The organism is Azospirillum sp., assembly GCF_050789165.1.
Genome location: NZ_JBOZRT010000010.1, coordinates 99,665 through 120,652 on the forward strand (window position 1 = coordinate 99,665; position 20,988 = coordinate 120,652).

At 71.8% G+C, this 20,988-nt stretch carries 17 protein-coding genes, 1 tRNA gene and 1 pseudogene; 6 read left to right on the forward strand and 13 right to left on the reverse strand.

Annotation, left to right across the window (positions count from 1 at the left end):
* Positions 1-25: 25 nt before the first annotated feature.
* The 3 genes from ACRWK7_RS01730 to msrA form a co-directional block, all read right to left on the reverse strand.
* A complete protein-coding gene (locus ACRWK7_RS01730; RefSeq protein WP_431854435.1) occupies positions 26-2,008 on the reverse strand; it encodes a DNA translocase FtsK in 1,983 nt (660 codons plus the stop codon).
* On the reverse strand, positions 2,005-2,499 hold the full coding sequence (locus ACRWK7_RS01735; RefSeq protein WP_431854436.1) for a PAS domain-containing protein: 495 nt from the start codon (positions 2,497-2,499) through the stop codon (positions 2,005-2,007). Before ACRWK7_RS01735 ends, ACRWK7_RS01730 begins: the two co-directional genes overlap by 4 nt.
* A 180-nt stretch (positions 2,500-2,679) precedes the next feature.
* Positions 2,680-3,321, reverse strand: coding sequence for a peptide-methionine (S)-S-oxide reductase MsrA (gene msrA, locus ACRWK7_RS01740; RefSeq protein ID WP_431854437.1), 642 nt, complete (start codon positions 3,319-3,321; stop codon positions 2,680-2,682).
* A 120-nt stretch (positions 3,322-3,441) separates the two neighbouring features.
* Between msrA and ACRWK7_RS01745 the strand changes: the two genes are divergently transcribed.
* Together ACRWK7_RS01745 and ACRWK7_RS01750 are read left to right on the forward strand one after the other, a co-directional pair.
* On the forward strand, positions 3,442-4,461 hold the full coding sequence (locus tag ACRWK7_RS01745; RefSeq protein ID WP_431854453.1) for a ribonuclease Z: 1,020 nt from the start codon (positions 3,442-3,444) through the stop codon (positions 4,459-4,461).
* Between the two features lie 36 nt (positions 4,462-4,497).
* Positions 4,498-4,941 (forward strand): hypothetical protein, encoded by a 444-nt coding sequence (locus ACRWK7_RS01750; RefSeq protein ID WP_431854438.1) that lies wholly within the window; start codon positions 4,498-4,500, stop codon positions 4,939-4,941.
* Positions 4,942-5,007: 66 nt separating this feature from the next.
* Here the strand turns inward: ACRWK7_RS01750 and ACRWK7_RS01755 are convergent, their stop codons facing one another.
* The 7 genes from ACRWK7_RS01755 to ACRWK7_RS01785 all read right to left on the reverse strand — a co-directional run bounded on the left by ACRWK7_RS01755 (position 5,008) and on the right by ACRWK7_RS01785 (position 12,347).
* The gene (locus ACRWK7_RS01755; protein ID WP_431854439.1) at positions 5,008-7,974 is read right to left on the reverse strand and encodes a diguanylate cyclase; all 2,967 of its coding nucleotides are present in this window, start codon (positions 7,972-7,974) and stop codon (positions 5,008-5,010) included.
* Positions 7,975-8,085: 111 nt separating this feature from the next.
* A complete protein-coding gene (locus ACRWK7_RS01760; protein ID WP_431854440.1) occupies positions 8,086-8,955 on the reverse strand; it encodes a TrmH family RNA methyltransferase in 870 nt (289 codons plus the stop codon).
* Positions 8,956-8,996: 41 nt separating this feature from the next.
* On the reverse strand, positions 8,997-9,968 hold the full coding sequence (locus ACRWK7_RS01765; RefSeq protein ID WP_431854441.1) for an SDR family oxidoreductase: 972 nt from the start codon (positions 9,966-9,968) through the stop codon (positions 8,997-8,999).
* A 75-nt stretch (positions 9,969-10,043) separates the two neighbouring features.
* Positions 10,044-10,622, reverse strand: a complete 579-nt coding sequence (locus ACRWK7_RS01770; RefSeq protein ID WP_431854442.1) for a YqaA family protein — start codon at positions 10,620-10,622, stop codon at positions 10,044-10,046.
* 120 nt (positions 10,623-10,742) lie between these two features.
* Complete coding sequence (locus ACRWK7_RS01775; RefSeq protein ID WP_431854443.1) at positions 10,743-10,937, reverse strand: hypothetical protein; 195 nt, start codon at positions 10,935-10,937, stop codon at positions 10,743-10,745.
* A gap of 55 nt (positions 10,938-10,992) precedes the next feature.
* Positions 10,993-11,832: an FAS1-like dehydratase domain-containing protein gene (locus ACRWK7_RS01780; RefSeq protein WP_431854444.1), complete on the reverse strand. Its 840-nt coding sequence runs from the start codon at positions 11,830-11,832 to the stop codon at positions 10,993-10,995.
* 74 nt (positions 11,833-11,906) lie between these two features.
* Positions 11,907-12,347, reverse strand: a complete 441-nt coding sequence (locus tag ACRWK7_RS01785) for a 4a-hydroxytetrahydrobiopterin dehydratase (RefSeq protein WP_431854445.1) — start codon at positions 12,345-12,347, stop codon at positions 11,907-11,909.
* 176 nt (positions 12,348-12,523) lie between these two features.
* On the opposite strand from ACRWK7_RS01785, the gene ACRWK7_RS01790 reads away from it, so the two are divergent.
* Together ACRWK7_RS01790 and ACRWK7_RS01795 are read left to right on the forward strand one after the other, a co-directional pair.
* Positions 12,524-13,123, forward strand: coding sequence for a uracil-DNA glycosylase (locus tag ACRWK7_RS01790; protein ID WP_431854446.1), 600 nt, complete (start codon positions 12,524-12,526; stop codon positions 13,121-13,123).
* A gap of 86 nt (positions 13,124-13,209) precedes the next feature.
* On the forward strand, positions 13,210-14,694 hold the full coding sequence (locus ACRWK7_RS01795; RefSeq protein WP_431854447.1) for a radical SAM protein: 1,485 nt from the start codon (positions 13,210-13,212) through the stop codon (positions 14,692-14,694).
* Here the strand turns inward: ACRWK7_RS01795 and ACRWK7_RS01800 are convergent.
* The 3 genes from ACRWK7_RS01800 to ACRWK7_RS01810 all read right to left on the reverse strand — a co-directional run bounded on the left by ACRWK7_RS01800 (position 14,683) and on the right by ACRWK7_RS01810 (position 18,325).
* Entirely contained in the window at positions 14,683-15,654 is a 972-nt protein-coding gene (locus tag ACRWK7_RS01800; RefSeq protein ID WP_431854448.1) for a glucokinase, read from the reverse strand. The two genes, ACRWK7_RS01795 and ACRWK7_RS01800, sit on opposite strands and share 12 nt — an antisense overlap.
* Positions 15,651-17,045: an alpha,alpha-trehalose-phosphate synthase (UDP-forming) gene (otsA, locus tag ACRWK7_RS01805; protein WP_431854449.1), complete on the reverse strand. Its 1,395-nt coding sequence runs from the start codon at positions 17,043-17,045 to the stop codon at positions 15,651-15,653. The genes ACRWK7_RS01800 and otsA overlap by 4 nt, the downstream gene beginning before the upstream one ends.
* A 392-nt stretch (positions 17,046-17,437) precedes the next feature.
* Positions 17,438-18,325: an N-formylglutamate amidohydrolase gene (locus ACRWK7_RS01810; protein ID WP_431854450.1), complete on the reverse strand. Its 888-nt coding sequence runs from the start codon at positions 18,323-18,325 to the stop codon at positions 17,438-17,440.
* Positions 18,326-18,532: 207 nt separating this feature from the next.
* Here ACRWK7_RS01810 and ACRWK7_RS01815 point away from each other — a divergent pair.
* Together ACRWK7_RS01815 and ACRWK7_RS01820 are read left to right on the forward strand one after the other, a co-directional pair.
* Positions 18,533-18,607: transfer RNA gene (locus ACRWK7_RS01815), tRNA-Val, on the forward strand.
* A 320-nt stretch (positions 18,608-18,927) separates the two neighbouring features.
* Positions 18,928-20,988, forward strand: a pseudogene (locus tag ACRWK7_RS01820) (beta strand repeat-containing protein); the annotation flags it as partial.

Genomic DNA, 20,988 nt, shown 5'->3' on the forward strand with positions numbered 1-20,988 from the left:
AGCGGGGGAGGGCTACGGTTGCAAACTACACCCCCGCGCGCTTCGCCGACAGGCCGGCCACCGACAGCAGCACCTCGCGCTTGCCCTGGTGGTTGGCGGGGGAGACGACGCGTTCCTGCTCCATGCGCTCGACCAGGCGGGCAGCGCGGTTGTAGCCGATCTGCAGCTGGCGCTGGATGAAGCTGACCGACACCTTGCCGTCGCGCACCACCAGGTTGACCGCCTGCATGTACAGGTCGTCGCCGGTGGCGCCGCCGGCCGCATCGTCGTCCTCGTCGGCGACCAGCTCCTCCTCCTCCTCGGTGATCGCGGTGACGTAGTTCGGCTGGCCCTGCGCCTTGACGAACTGGACGATCTCCTCGACCTCCGAATCGGAGACGAAGGGGCCGTGCACGCGGGTGATGCGGCCGCCGCCCTGCATGTAGAGCATGTCGCCCTGGCCGAGCAGCTGCTCTGCCCCGGCCTCGCCGAGGATGGTCCGGCTGTCGATCTTGGACGTCACCTGGAAGCTGATGCGGGTCGGGAAGTTGGCCTTGATGGTGCCGGTGATGACGTCCACCGACGGGCGCTGCGTCGCCATGATCAGGTGGATGCCCGCCGCGCGGGCCATCTGCGCCAGACGCTGGATCGCCGCCTCGATGTCCTTGCCGGCCACCAGCATCAGGTCGGCCATCTCATCGACGATGACCACGATGTAGTGCAGCGGCACCGGCTCGTCCGAGGTCAGGTCGAACAGTGAGTCGGTGTCGCCAGCGGGGGCGCGGCGCGGCAGCTTCTCGCCCTTGGCCTGCATCTCGGCGATGCGGGCGTTGTAGCCCTCGATGTTGCGCACGCCGAGGCGCGACATCGCCTCGTAGCGGCTCTCCATCTCGCGCACCGCCCAACGCAGCGCGACCACGGCCTTCTTCGGGTCGGTGACCACCGGGGTCAGCAGGTGCGGGATGCCGTCGTAGACCGACAGCTCCAGCATCTTCGGGTCGATCATGATGAAGCGGCAGCGCTCCGGCGGCAGGCGGTAGAGCAGCGACAGGATCATCGTGTTGATCGCCACCGACTTGCCCGAGCCGGTGGTGCCGGCCACCAGCAGGTGCGGCATGCGCGCCAGATCGGCGACGACCGGTTCGCCGCTGATGTCCTTGCCGAGCGCGATGGCGAGCTGCGCCTGCGAGGAGCGGAACGACTCGGAGTCGAACATCTCGCGCAGGTAGACCATCTCGCGCACCGGGTTCGGCAGCTCGACGCCGATGACGCTGCGGCCGGGCACGATGGCGATGCGGGCGGTGACCACGCTCATCGAGCGGGCGATGTCATCGGTCAGGTTGATGACGGTGGCCGACTTGGTGCCGGGCGCCGGCTCGTACTCGTAGAGCGTCACCACCGGGCCGGGGCGCACGTCCATGATCTCGCCGCGCACGCGGAAGTTCTTCAGCACCGTCTCCAGCATGCGCGTGTTCTGCGTGAGTACCGTTTCATCGTGCTGCGCCGGCGGGAGCGGCGGCGGCGACTGCAGCAGCGTGGAGGCCGGCAACCGGTACGGCTCGCCCGCGGCGCGCGGCTTCGACTCCTCGACAGCGGGCGCCGGGACGATCACGTGCAGCGGGGCGGCCACGGGAGCGGGGGGCTCCACAGCGGCGGGCGCCGGCGGTTCGGCCGGGGCGGCCTCCGGCGCGGCGGCGGCCGGGGCGGGTTCCGGCTTCGGCGCGGCGGCCTGCTGGTGCTCCTCGGCCATGGCGGAGCGGGCCTCGTAGGCCCACTCGACGCCGGCCAGGAAGGCGAAGCCGGCGACCACCGCCAGCGCCTCGTCACCCAGGTTGGTCGAGTACACGCGGCCCGAGCCGGGCGTGCCGGGCAGCACCTCGACGTCCCACAGCGTGTGGCCATCGCTGCGCGCGTTGGGCACGAGGTTGAACGGGCGGCTGTTCAGCGCGCACCACAGATTGAACTCGTCCGCGGTGACGATGCCCGACTGTGTGGCGGGCGCGGTCAGGTGGGGCGTACGCGGCTTCATGCCGTGGCTCCCGCTGGCTTGGAATCGAGGGTGAAGGGGCGGACGGGGAAGGAGGTGGGCATCTCGTAGGCGGCGACCAGCAGCTTGTCGACGATGCCGGCGTCGCTGGACAGCGGCAGCACCAGGCGTTCCCAGGTGCGGGCGACGTCGTCGAAGCTGCCGGTGTAGACGCGCGACACGGGCAGGCGCTCGCGCAGCACGGTCTCGTACTCCTCGTGCAGCGTGCGGCGCTGGTCGTCGGGCAGGGCGTCCAGCGTGTGGCCGAGGCGCGAGTGCCCCCAGGCCTTCTCCAGCGCCTTGCCGTAATAGGAATAGACGTAGTTGTCCTCTCCGATGACCTCGAAGATGACAATGTTGTCCTTCCACGGCCGCAGCTCAGCCGGCGTGATCGTGCTGGACACCGGCGGATTCCCGCCGGAGCATTTGCTGAGCCAGAAGTCCAGGAGGCCGCTCAGCGCGGGCGTGGACAGCTCAGTTCTTTCCTTGGTCATGAAATGTGCGGTTTCGCGTCGGGTGCCGGGACGGCTTCAAGGGCCGCCGGAACCATACCCGGAACCCACCGCCGGCTGCAACCAAGCCTTGGTGACGGCGGTGCGATGTCACTCCCCTGCATCACCTGCCCCCACGCTCCCCGCCGTAAGTGCGGGAAGGTGGGGGCACATGATGCCCGCTCACCCCGGGCAGCTCACCCCCGTGCCGCCGAGGCCGCAGTAGCCGCCGGGGTTCTTCGACAGGTACTGCTGGTGGTAGTCCTCGGCGAAATAGAAGGGCGGCGCGTCGCGGATCTCGGTGGTGATCGCGCCGTAGCTGGCGTTCTTCAGCGCCCGCTCGTAGGCGGCGCGCGAGGCCTCGGCCGCCGCACGCTGCGACTCGGAATGGACGTAGATGGCGGAACGGTACTGCGTGCCGACGTCGTTGCCCTGGCGCATGCCCTGGGTGGGGTCGTGGCTTTCCCAGAACACCGTCAGCAGATCCTCGTAGCGCACCTTGGCCGGATCGTAGACGACGCGCACCACCTCGGCGTGGCCGGTGCGGCCGCTGCACACCTCCTCGTAGGTGGCGTTGGGCGTCTCGCCGCCCTGGTAACCGACGGCGGTGACCCAGACGCCCGGCACCTGCCAGAACTTGCGCTCCGCCCCCCAGAAGCAGCCGAGGCCGAAGTCGGCGACCTCCAGCCCCTCGGGGTAGGGCGGCTTCAGCGGCCGGCCGTTGACGTGGTGGCGCTCGGGCACCGGCATGGCGCGGTCGCGGCCGGGCAGGGCCTCGGCGGCGGTGGGCAGCGTGAGGGGCTTGCGCAGGAAGTGTTCAAGCATGGCGGTCCGGCCTCCCGTCCGGTCATCGGATTCGCTCTTATATGGTAGCCCAGGGGCAAGGTTGGACCGCCCGGCCGCGCCGGCAACCCTCATCCGGGGACAACGACCCTGAAACCGCTGCTGCACCCCCGGCTCATCAACCCGCCCGACGAGGATCCCGGCCTGCTGGTCGAGTTCCTGTTCGAGCGGCGCGCGCTGCTGTTCGACCTCGGCGATCTGGCGCCGGTGCCGCCGCGCACCCTGCTGCGGGTGACGCACGCCTTCGTTACGCACGCCCACATGGACCATTTTGCCGGGCTCGACCGGCTGCTGCGCGTCTGCCTGGGGCGGGAGAAGGCGCTTCACCTCTTCGGGCCGGAGGGGTTCATCGACCGCGTCGCCGGGCGGCTGGCCGGCTACACCTGGAACCTCGCGCCGGGCTATGTGCACGATTTCGTGATCACCGCCACCGCGCTGCATGGAGACGGCTCGGCGCGGACCGCCGACTTCCACAGCCGCCGGGCCTTCAGCCGCGAGGCGGAGCGGGAAACCCGCGTCGGGAACGGCGTGCTGCTGCGGGAGGACGCGCTGACGGTGCGGGCGGCGGTGCTCGACCACGGAACGCCGTGCCTCGCGCTGCGCGTCGAAGAGCCGGCGCACGTCAACGTCTGGAAGAGCGGCCTGGAGGCGCTGGGGCTGAGCACTGGGCCGTGGCTGCGCGACCTCAAGCGCGCGGTGTTGCGCGGCGAGTCGGACGACACGGCCGTTCTCGCCGCCCGCCCGGGCGGCGGCGAGGCGGTGCTGCCGCTCGGCCGGTTGCGCGAGGGTGCCTTGTCCACCACGCCGGGGCAGGCCATCGCCTACGTGGTGGACGCCGGCCCGCCGTCCCGCAACGGGGAGCGCATCGTCGATCTGGCGCGCGGCGCCGACGTGCTGTTCATCGAGGCGCCGTTCCTCGACGTCGACGCCGAGCTGGCGGCGCAGCGCAACCACCTCACCGCCGCGCAGGCCGGACGGCTGGCCGCGGCGGCCGGGGTAGGGCGGATCGTGCCCTTCCACTTCTCGCCGCGCTACGCCGGGCGGGAAGGGGAATTGGCGGCCGAAGCGGAGGCGGCGTTCCGAGGGGGGCTTGTCGGACCCCCAGCCGCTCCCGACCGTTAAGGAGTGCGCAAGACACAGAAACGGGAGGTCGCATCCATGCCCATCGACGACACCGCCTACCGCCGCCTGGAAGAGGACGCCCGCCGCCAGGGCGGTCGCCTGAGCGTCGAGGACCTCGGCCGCGCCCTGCCCATCGACACGATGTCGGCCACCGAGGTCGCCGAGGTGGTGGACCGGCTTGAGCGCGCCGGCATCGACGTGGACGTCGACCCGACGCTGACCCGGCCGCATCCCGACGCCACCAGCGGCAACAGCGATGGCGTCGTCACCATCGCGAGCCCGGCGGCCCCGGCGATCTCCGCGCCGAACGTGCGCCCGACCACCCGGGCCGACGTGGTCGCCATGGGCGACCCGCACCCGCACGGCCACCACGGCCGCGGCCACGGCCGGGCGCCGACCTGGAACCGCAACGGCGTCGAGCTGCTGCCGCTGCTGTCGATGGGGATCGTGGCGGTGCTGCTGATCGTGGCGCTGGCGTGAGTTGCCGGTGTTCGTTCGTGAAGCCCCTCTCCCTCAACGGGAGAGGGGGGAGGGGCTTTTCAGTCCTTACGCCACCGCCTCCGGCATCGCGCAGCGGACCGTGTTGCGGCCGGCGGCCTTGGCCTCGTAGAGGGCGGCGTCGGCGCGCCTGAACGCCGCCTCGATGGTGGCGTCGGCGGGGCTCCACTCGGTCGCGCCGACGCTGATGGTGCAGGCGAGCGGCGCGCCGTCGCGGCCGGTCAGCGCCGTGCCGGCGACCGCGGCGCGCAGCCGCTCGGCCGAGGCGACGGCACCGTCGATGGCGGTGTCGGGCAGCAGCACCACGAACTCCTCGCCGCCGTGGCGGCCGAGATGGTCGGCGGCGCGCAGCACCGTCTGCATCACGCCGACCAGCGCGCGCAGCACCTCGTCGCCCACCGCATGGCCGTGCGTGTCGTTCACCGCCTTGAAGTGGTCGAAGTCGATCATCAGCACGCTGAGCGGCCGGTGGTGCCGGCGCGCCGTCGCGATGTCGCGCTCGGCCACCGTGGTGAAGTGGCGGCGGTTGGAGACGCCGGTCAGCGCGTCCCGCATGGCGAGGCGCTGCAGCTCGGCGTTCGAGCGCTCCAGCGCCGCCGTGGTCTCGGCCAGCGCGCGCTCGGCGCGGCGGCGGTCGGTGACGTCGTGCACGATGGAGTACAGCAGCTCGCGGTCGCCGACCATGATCGGGCCGGAGTGCACCTCGACGTCCCGCACCTCGCCCGAGGCCAGCCGGTGGCGGAACTCGAAGTGCGAGCGGTCCTGGGCGCGGGCGAGCGCCATTTCCCTGGCGGTCTCCTCCGCCGTCAGGCAGTTGATGTCGGCGATGCGCATCGCCGTCAGGGTGGCGCGCGGCCAGCCGTAGAACTTTTCTGCCGCCTGGTTGGCGTCGACGATGCAGCCGTCGGCCGGGTCGATCAGCATCTCCACCGCCTTGGCGCCGGTGAACAGGCGGCGGTAGCGCTGCTCGCTCTCGCGCAGCGCGGCCTCGACGCGCCGGCGTTCGGCGCGTTCGCGCTCGCGGGCGATGCCCAGCGCCAACTTGGCCGCCAGTTCGCGGAACAGCGCGACCTCCTCGGCGCCGAAGGCGTCGGTGGGTGCTGCGTAGACGCTCAGCGCGCCGATCACGTGGCCGCCGGCCTCCGCCGTGGCCGCGCCCGGCTGACCCAGCGCGATCGGCAGGCCGAGGACCGAGCCGAAGCCGCACCGCGTCGCCTCCTCGCGCCAGGGCCGGAAACCGGGGTCGGTGCGGATGTCGCGCACCACCACCGGCCGGCCGGTGCGGATCGCCGTGCCCATCGGGGTGCGGCCCCGCTCGGTGTCGGCCCAGCACATCGCCACGCCGTCGATGCAGCCGGCGTCCACGCCGGCCCGCGCCACGGCGCGCACGGACTTCGCCGCGTCGTCGAGCGCGTAGCCAACCCAGGCGAGGCGGCAGCCGGTCTCCTCGACGATGGCACGGCAGATCTCGGCCAGCAGCGACTCCTCCGGCAGGTCGCGGGCGAGGATGTCGCCGCAGCGGCTGGACGCCGCCAGTGCCATGGTGCGGCGGCGCAGCGCCTCCTCCTGCCGGCGGCGCTCGGTGATGTCCACCGCGGTGCCGCCGAGGAAGCGGCGCCCGGACGAATCGCGGAACGGGAACTTGGAGACCAGCCACACCGTGGTGCCGCGCGCGTCGGTGTAATCCTGCTCGAACAGGCCGGGGGCGTCGGTCTCCAGCACCATGCGGTCGTTGCGCATCAGCGCACCGGCGGTGTCGGCCGGCCACAGCTCCTCCGTCGGGCGGCCGAACCACTCCCGGTCGTCGAAGCCGAAGGCGCGGCGGAAGGCGACGTTGGTGTAGAGCAGCCGGCCGCGCTCGTCCTTGAGGAAGGCGATGGCGGGCGAGTTGTCCATGAACATGTGGAAGCGCGCCTCGCTCTCGTCGAGCGAGGCCTGCGCGGCCAGCCGGGTGCGGGCGACGTTCAGCTCCTGGTCGCGGCGCAGCGCCACCAGCACCGAGGCCACCAGCACGACGCCGGCCAGCGCCAGCGCCAGCAGCTGGTTGCGTTCGCGCAGGTTGGCGTCTTCGATCGCGCGCATCTCGGTGCGGGCGACGAGCTGCCAGGACGTCTCGGGAATGGGGCGGGCGATGGCGAGCAGCGGCCGGCCGACCTCGCCGCGGGTGGTCACCGCGGCCTCGCCGGCCCGCCGGACCTCGGCGTAGGCGGCGGGCGTGGCCGGGCCCATGCGCTCCAGCGTGCCGAGGTGGGCGCCGGCGCCGACCACCGGAATGTCGCCCGGCTGGTCGGGCACCAGCCGCAGGTCGACGCGCGGCCCGGACGTCTCGACCCCCTGCAGGTAGGCGGCCAGCGAGCGGGTGGCGTCGTGGCTCAGCACCATGACGCCGACCGGCTCGTCGCTGCCGTGGCGGCGCAGCGGCACCGCGCTGTGCAGGTGCACGGTGACGCGCGGCGCCTCCTCCCCGGTCGGGCGCGCGAAGACCATCAGGTCGGAATTGACGATCCGCTTGCCCGTCAGCGCCTGGCGGACCAGCGCGGCGTCAACGGCGTCGGCGGGTGGCGCGGGCTGCCCGTCATCGGCGCCCAGCCACGCCCGGCCCTCGCGGTCGTACAGCGTCACCGCGTGGTAGCCGTAGCCCTCGCGCACCGAGGCGAGGCGGCCCGACAGCGCGGCGATGCGGTCCTCCGACGCGATGCCGCCGAACAGTTCGTCGATCCATTCGCCCAGCACGGTGTCGCCGTGGATCACCCTGGCGGCGCCGTTCCAGTCGCCCTGCCAGTCGATGACCTGCTCCAGGCGGAGGTCCACGATGGTGGCGAGGTGGCGGGCGGCGACGCTGCGCGCCGAGGCGGCGAACTCCCCTGCCATCCACCACGCGGCGCCGAGGATGGCGGCGGTCAGCACCGCGAAGGCCAGCAGCAGCACCCGCGGGTTCAGCCGTGTCGCGGGCGCGGCGGCCTTCGGCCTCGGCACGGCGTCGACCTGGAAGGCCATGTGGGTGTCGGATGCCATGCGCGTGCGGCGTCGGTCAGGAGTCGGATAGAGTGGCGCCAACCGGGACCATCTCGCGGCCCAGGTTCTCCGGTCATACGGCAAGCACTCTATCGTTGTACGTGACCTATATCATGTATCCGAGGAAAGTCGCAGCGATTCCGCCGATGACAGCGCATGGAAGAGGATTGCCGCGGTGGCCGCGACGTTGAGCGACTGCACGTGCCCGGCCCCCGGAATCATCACCACCTCTTCGCATGCGGCCAGGGTGGCGGGCGGCAGCCCCTCCTCCTCGTTGCCGAGCACCAGGGCGACCGGGCGGCCGTCCTTGGACGGGGCCAGCGCGGCGGGCGGCCGGGCGTGCGGGCTGAGCGCGGTGCCGACCACCCGGTAGGCGCCCTTCAGCCGCTTCAGCGCGGTGACGAAGCGCTCGGCGCGGTAGACCTCCAGCCATTCGAACCCGCCTTCGGCGACGCGGTAGCCGGCTTCCGACGGCAGGGCCTGGGCCGGGTGGTCGGAGAGGATCAGCCGGGGAAAGCCGAAGAACGCGGCGGTGCGCACGATGGCGCCGAGGTTGTGCGGGTTGCCGACGCCGTCGAGGATCAGCAGCGGCCGCTTGTCGGCGGCCCAGCGCCGGGCGGCTTCGGGGTCGAAGGCGGGCACCGGGCGCGGCTCGATCAGCGCCACCACGCCGCCGTGCATCGGGGTCCCGGCGACGCGCGCCAGTTCCTCGCCGTCCACCATGCGGTAGGGCCGCCGCGCGCGGGCGAGACGCTGGCAGATGGCGCCGACCGCGTCCTTCAGCCGCTCGTCGAAGAACAGCCGCTCGACCCGCTGCGGTTCGCGTTCGAACAGCGCCGACACGGCGGCCAGACCGGCGACGCGGAACAGCTTGCGGTGCTCCTCTGCGTGGTGGGGGGCGTGCGGGCGCTGGGACGGCGGGGCGGCGGGCCGGCGGGTGTGGGCCGGCGCTGGCTTGCGGGGGGTGGGGGGCTTCGGCATGGCGCGCAGTGTGGCGCAAGCACCGCCCCCGCGCCAACCGCTTAGTGCCGTCGCCGCAGCCCGGCGTAGGTCGCCGCCGCCACAACCGCCACCCCGGCCATCATCGCCGGCGCGGCCCAGGACGGGGGCGGGCGGTGGAAGCCGCCGTGCACGCCGCGGCCCTCCTCCATCGGCTCGAACAGGTTGCCGTCGGTGATCGGGGCCGGCGGAGTGCGGCTGAAGTGACGGCGGGCGCCGTAGCCGCCGATGCGCTCCATCAACCGCGGCGCCACCACGTGGCCAAGCAGCGCCAGCTTGGCCAGCGCGCCCACGGTGGTGCGCGGGCGCGGCTTCAGCGCCACGGCGACGATGGTCTCCGCCACGTCCTCCGGGTCGTCGTAGAACGGGCTTTCCGGGTCCAACTCATGGCCGGTGTAGTTGGCGCCGTGCCGGATGCCCGGCGTGTCGGTGAAGGACGGGTAGATGCCGCAGACCTGGATGCCCGGCTGGTCGCCGACCTCGGCGCGCAGGCTCTCCAGCAGGCCCTCCAGGCCGAACTTGCTGGCGGCATAGGCGGCGGCGTAGGGGGCGGGGGTGTAGGCGCCGACCGAGATGGTGGTGATCAGCACGCCGCGCCCCTGGCGGCGGAACACCGGCATCACCGCGTGGCTGCCGTAGAGGGGGCCCAGCAGGTTGGTCTCGATGACGCGGCGGTGCGCCTCGACGGGAGTCTCCTCGAAGCGGCCGACGGCGCCGATGCCGGCGTTGTTCACCCAGACGTCGATGCCGCCGTAGGCTTCCAGCGCGCGCTGCGCCAACCCGTGCACCGCGTCGGCGTCGGTGACGTCGGTCGGCACGGCGACGGCCTCGCCGCCCAACGCGCGGCACTCCTCCGCCACCTCCTCCAGCAAGCCGCCGCGCCGCGCCGCCAGCACCAGCCGCGCGCCCTGGCGCGCGAACGCCTGCGCCGCGGCCCGTCCGATCCCGCTCGACGCGCCCGTCAGCACGACCGAGGCGCCCTGCAACGTGTTCATGATGCCGCTCCTTCCCATCGCTCCGTCACCGGTGGCAACAGGGGAAGGGGCGGCAGTGTCTCGACGGTGTCTCGGCTACAGCAGCTTCACCACCAGGAAGCCGCCGACCAGCGCCACGGCGAAGACGCTGGTGACCAGGGTCAGGCGCTTCTCGATGAAGGTGCGGATCGGGGCGCCGAAGAAGTACAGCAGGCCGGCCACCAGGAAGAAGCGCATGGAGCGCGAGATGATCGACGCGCCGATGAACACCCAGATGTTCAGCTCGGCGACGCCGGCGGTGATGGTCAGCAGCTTGTAGGGGATCGGCGTCATCCCCTTGATGATCAGGATCTCGGCGCCGTAGTCGCGGAAGGTCTGGCGCAGCGCCTCGAACTTGTCGGTCAGGTGGTAGAGGTCGATGACCCACCGTCCGATGGTCTCGTACAGGAAATAGCCGATCATGTAGCCGGCGATGCCGCCGACCACCGAGGCGACGGTCGCCAGCGCCGCGATCCGCCACGCGTTGCGGCGGTCCGCCATGACCATGGGGATCATCAGCAGGTCCGGCGGGATCGGGAAGAACGAGCTTTCGGCGAAGGACACCGCCGCCAGCCAGGTGCGGCTGTTCTTCGAGGCGGCCTTCTCCATCGTCCAGTCGTAGAGGCGCTTCAGCATGTCCCGTCGCGGTCCGTGGCTGCGATGCCGCGGTTCTATCCCGGCGCGCCGCCGCTGGCTACGGCCAATTTGGGGGAGGGGACGGATGCGCCCGGTCGGCGGCGGGAGTACCCCGGGCCCTCAGTCGGGCGCGTTGCCGATGCGGTCGCAGTCGCCGTTCTTGTGGCCGGGGTCGACGCGGTCGCGGGTGTCGGGGAAGGAGCCGCCGCCGCCGCTGTACTCGTCGCAGCGCGGCGGCATGGTGATGTCTGCCCTGTCGTTGGCCGCCTCGTCCTTCGCGGTGTCGGGCTTGCGCTCGGGGGTGTCCTGGGTCATGCGGGCCTCCGGTCTGGTACCGGGGCAACAGCGGGCGGGGCGGGCGGTTCCGCCGTCAGAACACCGCGTCCGCCCACAGGGCCAGCTCGCCCGCCGGGCCGGCCACCCACAGCGCGAGCCCGTCGCCGTCCGGCCGGGCGTTCAGCGTGAAGGGCGCGGTGTCGAACACAGGCGCCAGCACCCGGTAGGCGAAGCGCGCCGGCGTCCGCCCCGGCCGCAGCCGACCGGCGAAGTCGAGCAGCAGCGTCGCCATCAGCGGCCCGTGCACCACGAGGCCGGGATAACCCTCCTCCTCCATGGCGTAGCGGCGGTCGTAGTGGATGCGGTGGCCGTTGAAGGTCAGCGCCGAATAGCGGAACAGCAGGGTCGGGCTGGGGTGCACCGTCTCGCTCCACGCCGCGTCGGCCGGGGCGGGCTGCGGCGGCGGGGCGGCGCCGGGCGGCAGGTGGTCGCGGTAGACGATGTCGTGCTCCTCCACCAGCGCAACGCCATGCGGACCGCTGATGGTGTGCCGCACCATGACGAAGACCAGTTCGCCGGTGCGGCCGGTGCGCACCGTGATGTCGGCGACCTCCGACACGCGTTCGGCGTCGTCGCCGGCGCGCAGCGGGGCGAGGAAGCTCAGCCGTCCGCCGGCCCACATCCGCCGCGGCAGCGCCACCGGCGGCAGGAAGCCGCCGCGCTGCGGGTGCCCGTCGGGGCCGAGCCGGCTCATCGGCGCGGCTTCCAGGAAATACAGCCAGTGCGCGCCGGGTGGTAGCGGGTCGCCAAGGCGGGGATGCCCGTCCTCGCGGTCGAGCGTCGCCGCCAGTCCCGCCAGCGGCCAGGGGGAGAGCGTGTCGCGCCGCCGCTCGGTGCGGCCGATCCAGGAACGCAGCGCGTCGGCGTCGGTCACGGGGCGGGCCTCTCGCTGGGGAGGGAGCAGCTAGACCCTACTCGAAAAAGGGTCTTCAGCCAAGGCCGCCCCGCTCAGCGCCTGGTCGGCACCGCGTCGCCCATGGAGGCGGAGGCCGGCACGTAGGGGCCGGAGTACAGCCCGTCCACCTTGGCCGCCATGATGAAGTCGTTCTCGTGCAGGCCGTTGATCTTGTGCGTCCAGAACTCGACCGTGCAGTAGCCCCAGCCGTGGTGGATGTCGGCGTGGTGGCCCTCCTCCTCGCACAGGTCGCCGACGCGCACGGCGAAGGCCTGGGCGGCGCGGAAGTTGTCGAACGTGAAGGTGCGGACCAGCCGGTCCGGGTTCTCCGCCACGCTCCAGCCCGGCACCTGGACGAGGTAGCGCTGGATCATGGTGCGGTCCATCGGCGGGATACCGCCGCGGCAGGGCTCGCACGTGCCGGACGCGAGGTCGCAGACCATGCCGTTCTCGTCGCGGGCTGATTCGGGGCGGGGCGGTTGGGCGGTTGCCATTGTCTCTCTCCCGTCTGTGATCTCTGATGTGCATCGTCGCAGTGCTGACCTGGGGTCCGGCGGACGCTTCGGCAAGCCTGCGTTGAGGGGGAGCGCCGGCTGGGCTATAGGCTGCGGTGAACCCTTGCCGCGTTCCGCCTGTTCTCCGGCGGAACTCCCTGTCCGGACGACCCGACATGACCACCGAATGGCCCTTCGTCGATTACCAGTTCCCCTCGCTGCCGCCCGAGGGGCCGCGGCTCGCCATCGTCGGCGAGGCGCCGGGGGCCGAGGAGGTGCGCCAGGGCATCCCCTTCGCCGGGCGCAGCGGCCAGCTGCTCAACGAGAGCCTGAAGCAGGTGGGGATTGAGCGGGCGCGCTGCCTCGTCGCCAACGTCTTCCGCCGCCAGCCGCCGGGGAACAAGGTCGGCCACTTCTTCGCCTCGCGCACCCGGGCGAAGAAGGAGGGGCGCGGCATCGAGGAGCGCTGGGGGCCGTTCGGCACCTCCGACTGGCCGCTGGCCGAGTTCGCGGCGGACATCGGGCATCTGCAGACGACGCTGCGGGAGTACGGCCCGTCGGTCATCGTCGCGCTGGGCCGCACGCCGACCTGGGCGCTGACCGGACAGAACGGCATCCTGCAGCTGCGCGGCAAGATGCTGCCCTGCCGCATGGTGGAGGGCGCCGAGGTGGTGCCGACCTTCCACCCCAGCTACCTGCTGCGCGGGCAGCTGGTCGAGTTGCCGGCCTTCCACGCCGACCTGCGGCTGGCGGTGGAGCGGCTGGGGCGGGTGTAACGGCGTAGCGGCGCCGTTTGCCGAATCTTCAGCATTCGCCGCTATCAGGGTAGATCGATCCGACCGCCACCATGGACACCCCGGCCATGACCGCCAGTGCTCCACGCCTCGAATTCGCCCGCCTTCTGCTGGCGGCGGGCCACCGGCCGGCTGCGGAGTCCGCGCTGCGCACCGTTCTCGCGGGCACGCCTGACCACGGCGAGGCGCTGGGACTGCTGGGCACGCTGAGGCTGGAGCAGGGGGCGGGCGACGCCGAGGCGGTCCTGGCGTGCGCGGTCGCCGCGGACCCGGCCTCGGCCGAAACCTGGCACGCCCTGGGCCGGGCGGCGTGGCAGGATGGGCGGCGCGAGGAGGCGCTGCGGTGCGGACGGCGAGCGTTGCGCGTCGGGCCGACGGCGGAGGCGGCCGAGTTCTTCAGCCGAATGTCACGCACCGTGTACAACGACGCCGTCACCGAATGTGCCCAGGGCCGCCGGAAGGAGGCGGTGGCCGCGTTGCGCGCGCTGTTCGACGATCCCGACGCGGAAGTGCGAATCAAGGCCAGCGCGCAGGTTCACGGCATGGCCTTGCAGGCGCTGTCGGAAAGGCGCCAGAGGGAGGCCGCCGCCATGACGCCGATGCGGCCCGACGGCACGATGCCGATCTCGGCGATGCGGGTGAGGGTCGAAGTGTCCAGCGCCTGCAACCTGCGCTGCCGGCATTGCCCGACCGGCGTCGCCTACGGCGGTGTCGACCGGCGGCTGATGAAGGCGGCGCTGTTCGAGCGGGTGCTTGAGGATCTGAAGCGGCTGCCGCATTTCCAGGCCTGCGTCATGTACCTGGGCGGCGAACCGCTGCTGCACCCGCGTCTGGCCGCGATGTGCCGGCGGGTGACCGAGGAGACGGGCGTCGAGCGGCTGCACTTCAACACCAACGCCATGCTGCTGACCGAGGACACCTGCGCCGAACTGGCGGGCAGCGGCGTCACGCGGATCAACGTCTCCATCGACGGGAGGAGCCCCGAGGAGAACGACCGGCTGCGCCGCGGCGCGGTGTACGCGACGGTGCTGGAGAAGCTGCGGATGCTGCTCCGCCACACCCGCCCTGCCGGCATCGACGTGGCCGTGGTCAACGTGCAGGTCCGCCGGCCCGGCGACCCGGAGGTGGCGGTGGTCCCCGGGTTTTTGACGCGCGACCTGCCGGGTGTGCCGGTCGTCAGCATGTACGCCATGCGCTGGCCGGGATGGGACACACCGGAGGACGAGCCCTCGCTGGCGGTGACCACCAGCGAGGAGCGGCGCGCCGGGCTGTGCCTGCTGCCCTTCTCGGATATGGTGGTTTGCGCCAACGGCGACGTGACGCTGTGCTGCTACGACCTTCTGGGCGCGGAAGTGCTGGGCAACATCGCCGTAAACTCGCTGGCCGAGATCTGGAATGGGCCGAAGTTCCGGGGGCTGCGGCTGGCCATGGCGGAGGGGCGGAGGGACGGCATTCCCGACGTCTGCCGGCGCTGCCCGGTCTACACCGGCGAGGAACTGGTCACCGACGCTGCCGATGCCGGGCCGGTGGACGCCGGCGGGTCACCGCGCTAACGCCTCCGCCAGACCCAGGAACGCCGGCAGCTCGTGCGTGATGACGTAGGTCGGGATCGGCGCCAGGAAATCGCGCATCCGGCCCTTCTCGGTGAAGCGCTTGCGGAAGCGGGAGTGGGTGAACACCGGCCCCAGCTTCGGCACGATGCCGCCGGCGATGTAAACGCCGCCGCGTGCCCCCAGCGTCAGCGCCAGGTTGCCGGCCACGGTGCCGAGCATGGCGCAGAACATCTCCACCGCCTCCGCGCAGTGCGGCTCCGCGCCGCTGGCCCCCTTCTCCGCCACCTCGGCCGGGGTCAGCCTGGCCGGCTCGCGGCCGTCGATGATCGACAGCGCCTCGTACAGGTTGACCAGCCCGGGACCGGACAGCACGCGCTCGGCCGAGACGTGGTCGTAGGTCTTGCGCAGCTGCGCCAGCACGGCGCTCTCGCGGTCGCTGATCGGCGCCATGGTGATGTGGCCGCCTTCGGCGGACAGCGCGGTCCAGCCCTGCGGACCCGGCACCAGCCCGGACACGCCCAGCCCGCTGCCGGGCCCCAGGATGCCGACCACCGCGCCCGGCTCCGGGCTGCCCTCGCCGACCTGGACCCGGTCGATCTCCCGCAGGCGCGGGATGCACAGCGCCACCGCGGTGAAGTCGTTGATGACCTTCAGCCGCTCCAGCCCCAGCGCGGCGCGCACCTGTTCGACCGAGAAGGTCCAGCGCAGGTTGGTGATCTCGATGCGGTCCCCGGTGACCGGCCCGGCGACGCAGAACGCCGCCTGCCGCGGCCGGGCGTTGGCCGGCACCGTGGTCAGGTAGGCCGCCGCCGCCGCCTCCAGCGAGGGGAAGTCGGCGCAGCGGAAGATCCGCGACTCATGGACGCCGGTGTCGTCGATCAGGCCGAAGCGGGCGTTGGTGCCGCCGATGTCGGCGACCAGGTAGTGGCCTGTGGGGACCGGGCTGGAAGGATCGCTCATGAATAGGGCGCTCGCGTCAGGGCGTTGACGTAGGATTCGCGCCACGCGGTGATGTCGTTGCGGCGCAGGGTCCTCATCAGGGCGGCGTGGCGCTCCTTGCGTTCCTCCAGCGGCATGGTCAGCCCGCGCTGCAAGGCGTCCGCCACCCCCTCGGTGTCGTAGGGGTTGACGATCAGCGCCTCGGTCAGCTCCAGCGCCGCCCCGGCGAACTCCGAGAGCACCAGCACGCCCGGATTCTCCGGATCCTGGCACGCCACGTATTCCTTCGCCACCAAGTTCATGCCGTCGCGCAGCGGCGTGACCAGCCCGATGTGCGCCTGCCGGTAGAATCCGGCGAGGATGCGGCGCCCGAAGCTCTTGTTGAGGTACCGGATCGGCACCCAGTCGAACTCGGCGAAGCGGCCGTTGATGCGGCCCGACAGTTCCGACAGCTCGCGGCGGATGGCGATGTACTCCGGCACGTCCTCGCGCGACGGCGGGGCGATCTGCAGGAAGGAGACGCGGTTGGCGTGCTCCGGGTAGGTCTCCAGCAGCTGCTGGAACGCTTCGAACCGCTTCGGCAGGCCCTTGGAGTAGTCCAGGCGGTCGACGCCGATGATGAGGCGCCGCCCGACCAGGCTCTCGCGCAGCCGCTCGGCGTGGCGCGAGCGGGCGGCGGTGTGCGCCAGGCTTTCCAGGTTGGCGGTGTCGATGCTGATCGGGAAGGCGCAGGCCAGCAGCGTGCGGCCGAAGGCGCGGATGCGGGTGCCACCCTCATGGCTCCGCTCATCCACCTCGCCGTGCGCCTCGTAGCGGATGTAGTTGACGAAACACCTCAGATCGACCTCGGTGTGGAAGCCCACGAGGTCGTAGGCGCACAGCTCGCGAATCAGGTCGGCGTGGTTGGGCAGGACCTTCAGCACCTCCGGCGCCGGGAACGGCGTGTGCAGGAAGAAGCCCAGGCGCTGGCCGCAGCCGCGGTTCCGCAACTCCTCGCCCAGCGGGATCAGGTGGTAGTCGTGCACCCACACCATGTCGTCCGGGCGCAGCAGTGGCGCCAGACGGTCGGCGAAGATGCCGTTGACCCGCTGGTAGCCCTCGCGCGTCCGCCGGTCCACCGAGACGAGGCCGAGGCGGTAGTGGAACAGCGGCCACAGCGTCTGGTTGGCGAAGCCGTTGTAGTATTCCTCGAAGTCGCGGCGGCCGAGGTCGAGCGTGGCGTAGGTGAGGCGGCCGGCCTCCGTGCGGGTGGGTTCGCTCTGCGACTCCTCGACGACGGTGCCGCTCCAGCCGAACCAGATGCCGCCGCTCTTCTTCAGCGCCGCCAGCACGGCGACCGCCAGCCCGCCCGCCGTCTGCTTGCCCTCGTCGATGGGGGCGACGCGGTTGGACACGACGACCAGTCTGCTCACGCCTGACACTCCCGGTAGCGGTGGACCCTGCCACCTCGTGCCCAGGCAAAACGGCACCCCGGAGGCCTTGGTTCCCGCCGCAATCCGCCGCCACACCCTATCCGTTTCGAGTGGATACTACCTCGGCGGTATGTTGTGCGATGCAACATGTCTTATGTCGGGCGGGGAATGCCGGTATGCCGATGGGCAAGCTAACCTCTTGCTAGCGCTATGAAAGTTTTTTCCCTCTTGATCCATTCCAGGATGAGGATCATATTGTGCAGTGCGACATCGGTCGTGTTTCGATGCGGTCGGTGGCGTAACGCACTTCTTGGGCGTTTCCTCCCTAGACTCGGGCCGCGGGGCTTTCCCCGCGGCCTTTTTTCTTTGCGGATCAGGGGGTTGGGAAACGCTCAGCGGCGGCGCAGCGGGCTGCCGTCGATGGCGCCCAGGGTGGCGACCAATTCCGCCATGTGCTCGGCCAGCGTGGGCAGGAAGGGCAGGCGGTCGAGCGTCGCCTCGTCCATGTAGAGGTCGCGGTTGATCTCGATCTGCAGCGCATGCACGCCGGTGCGCGGCCGGCCGTAGTGGCGGGTGGTGAAGCCGCCGGCGTAGGGGGCGTTGCGGTTGACCGTGTAGCCCTTGGAGCGCAGCAGCCGCTCGGCGGTGTCGATGACGACGGGGGCGCAGGCGCTGCCGAAGCAGTCGCCGAGCACGAGATCGACCCGCCGCCCGTCGCGCTCCCGCTCGGCCGAGCCGGCCGACGGCATGGAATGGCAGTCGATCAGGATGCAGTGGCCGAATCGCGCGGCGCTGGCGTCGATCAGATCCTTCAGGGCGGTGTGGTAGGGTTGGTAGAAGCGGGCGATCCGTTGCGCCGCGTCGGCGAAGCGCAGCTTGCCGCGGTAGATCTCCTCGCCGTTGGCGACGACGCGGGCAATGGTGCCGAGCCCGGCGGCGACGCGCGGCGAGCGGGTGTTGACGTAGGCCGGCAGGCTGTCGGCGAACATCTCCGGGTCGAGCTCGTAGGCTTCGCGGTTGGCGTCGAGGAAGGCGCGCGGGAACAGCGCGCGCAGCAGCGGCGCGCCGAGGTGGGGCGCGGCGGCAAAGATCTCGTCCACGAAGGCGTCTTCGGATTTGCGCAGGGTCCGTCCGTCCAGCCGCGCGGCGGCCAGGAATTCGGGCGGGTAGAACCGGCCGCTGTGTGGCGAGGCGACCACGAGGGGCAGCGTCTGCTCCCGTGGGGCCTGGATGTCGTACACGCGGTCGAGGGCGGTTTCGGCGTCGGAAGGCGCATCCATGATGTCAGTGATGTAATCGACCGGCGCGCCGCTGTCACGCCGCGCCTGTGTGGCCTGCCCGGGGACAACGGCGGCGGCCGCTTCGCGGTCCGCCGGGGCGTGGAAAAATCGCGCTGCAAAAAAATATGAACGTAGGTGTTGCCTCCCCCGCCGCATGGTGCTAAACACCGCGCCACCGCACGGCCGGTGACGGTCGGACAGTCGGATGGGCGCGTAGCTCAGCGGGAGAGCACTACGTTGACATCGTAGGGGTCACAGGTTCAATCCCTGTCGCGCCCACCATCCTGAAGGCCGCTAACCTCAACGGGTTAGCGGCCTTCGCCATGTCTGGGCCGAGCCCGGGCCGCGTCTGCCCGACCGCAGGCATCCAATCACCTGTACCCTCCGGAACCGGACGCCCGCCAGCAGCTGCCATGGAAAGTTGCGACCCCGACGGCCGCCCTTGCGGCGCCACCGCGCCGCATGTCGAAAAAACCGTTGCAACCTAATCATTTAAAGACTGATGGATGGCGGCGGAAACGGCTCCGGAGGTCCGAATTAACACAACCTAAACTATACCGCCGCATCGTTCGCCTGCCGATAGACGGAGGAGGGCCTGCGGGATGACGATCACTTCCACGAGCGCTGTGGGAGCCGGCTCGACGGACAGCTTTGCGACGTCCTCCAGCGCCTCCGCCACCGACACCTCCGGTGCCTTCCAGAACCTCGTCGGCGGCATCGCCAGCATGAGCACGGCGCAGATCCGCGCGCTGCCGACCGCCACCATCGCGGCGCTGAGCACCGCCCAGGTCCGCGACCTGAAACCCACCCAGATCGCCGCCCTGTCGACGGCGCAGGTCGCGGCGCTGAGCGCCACCGGCATCGGCGCGATGATCACGCCGCAGGCCCGTGCGCTGACCGCGGGGCAGCTCGGCGCGCTCAGCGCGACGCAGGCCGCCGCGTTCACGGAGTCCAACCTCGCGGCCCTGAACATCGCGCAGATGATCGGGCTGTCCGGCACCGCGCTGTCGGGGCTGTCCACCGGCCAGGTCGCGGCGCTGACCTCGGCGCAGGTGAAGGGGCTGACCACCGCCCAGGTGGGGGCGCTGACCACCGCCCAGACGAAGGCGCTGAGCCTCGCCCAGGTTCGGGCGCTGAGCGCACAGCAGCTCGGCGCGCTGGCCCCGGCCAGCCTGTCGGCGCTGTCCCCCGAACAGGTCGCGGCCATGTCGGTGACGCAGATGAAGGGGCTGACCACCGGCCAGCTCGCCGGCCTGACGACGGCGGACCTCGGCGAACTGTCGGCGGCGCAGATCGGTGCGCTGGGCGCCACGCAGATCCGCGCGCTCACGGCCGGCCGTATCGATTCTCTGTCGGCCGGGCAGGTTGCCGCGCTGCCGGCGGGGCAGATCGCCGGCCTGGGCACGGCGCCGATCGCCGACCTGGACACCGCGCAGATCGCCGCCTTGACGCCGGCCCAGCTCGCCCAGCTGACCACCGCGCAGCTGCAGGCGCTCGACCCGGCCGGCGTCGGCGCGCTGTCGACGGCGCAGCTGCGCGGTTTGACCGCCGCCCAGGTCGGGGCGCTGACCCCGGCGCAGGTGGCGGCGTTGAGCGCGGACGACTTCCGCGCGCTGACCGTCGTCCAGACCAAGGCGCTGAGCACCGGGCAGCTCGGCCAGCTGACCACCGCGCAGGTCGCTGGCCTGAGTTCGGCGCAGATCGCCGGGCTGGGCACCGCGCAGGTGGCGGCGTTGAGCGCCGCCGCGCTGTCGGCGTTGAGCGCCGCACAGGTCGCCGGCCTCAGCGCCGCGCAGGTGAAGGGACTGTCCACCAGCCAGATCGCCGGGCTCAACGCCGCCGACTTCGGCGAGCTGTCGGCCACCCAGATCGGCGCGCTCGGCACCGCGCAGCTCGCCCAGCTTGGCACGGAGGACATCGCCGCGCTGTCGGCCACGCAGGCGAAGGGGCTGACGGCGGCGCAGCTCGGCGCGCTGACCACCGCCCAACTGGGGGCGCTCAGCCCCGGCGCGTTCGGCGGGCTGACGGCGGTGCAGGTGAAGGGCCTGACGACGGCGCAGCTCGCCGAACTCAGCTCCGCCCAGATGGGCGCCCTGTCCGCCACGCAGATCGGTGCGCTGAGCACCGCGCAGCTGGCGGCGCTGGGCACCGACGGGCTGGCGGCGCTGTCCGGCGAGCAGATCCGCGGCCTGAATGCCGCGCAGATCAGGGCCTTGAACGGCGGGCAACTCGCCGCGCTCGGCGACGACGTCGCCGCGCTTTCGAAAACCCAGATCGGCAGCCTGACCACGGCGCAGCTCGCCACGCTGAGCACCGCCCAGGCCGCCGGGCTCGGCACCAGCCAGCTCGCCGCGCTGACCGCCGCGCAGCTGGCCGGCCTGAGCACCACCACCCTTTCGGGCCTGAGCGCCGGCCAGATGGCGGCGCTGTCCGCGACGCAGATCAGGGGGCTTAGCACGACCCAGCTCGCCGCCCTGACCACCGCCGACGTCGGCGAGCTGTCGCCCGCCCAGATCGCGGCGCTGACCCCGACGCAGCTGCGCGCGCTGTCCACTGAAGGCTTGAGGGCGCTGACCACCGCGCAGGCGGCGGCGCTGTCGGCCACGCAGATCGGCGGGCTGAGCACCACGCAGCTGGCGGCGCTGGACACCACCGGCGTCGCC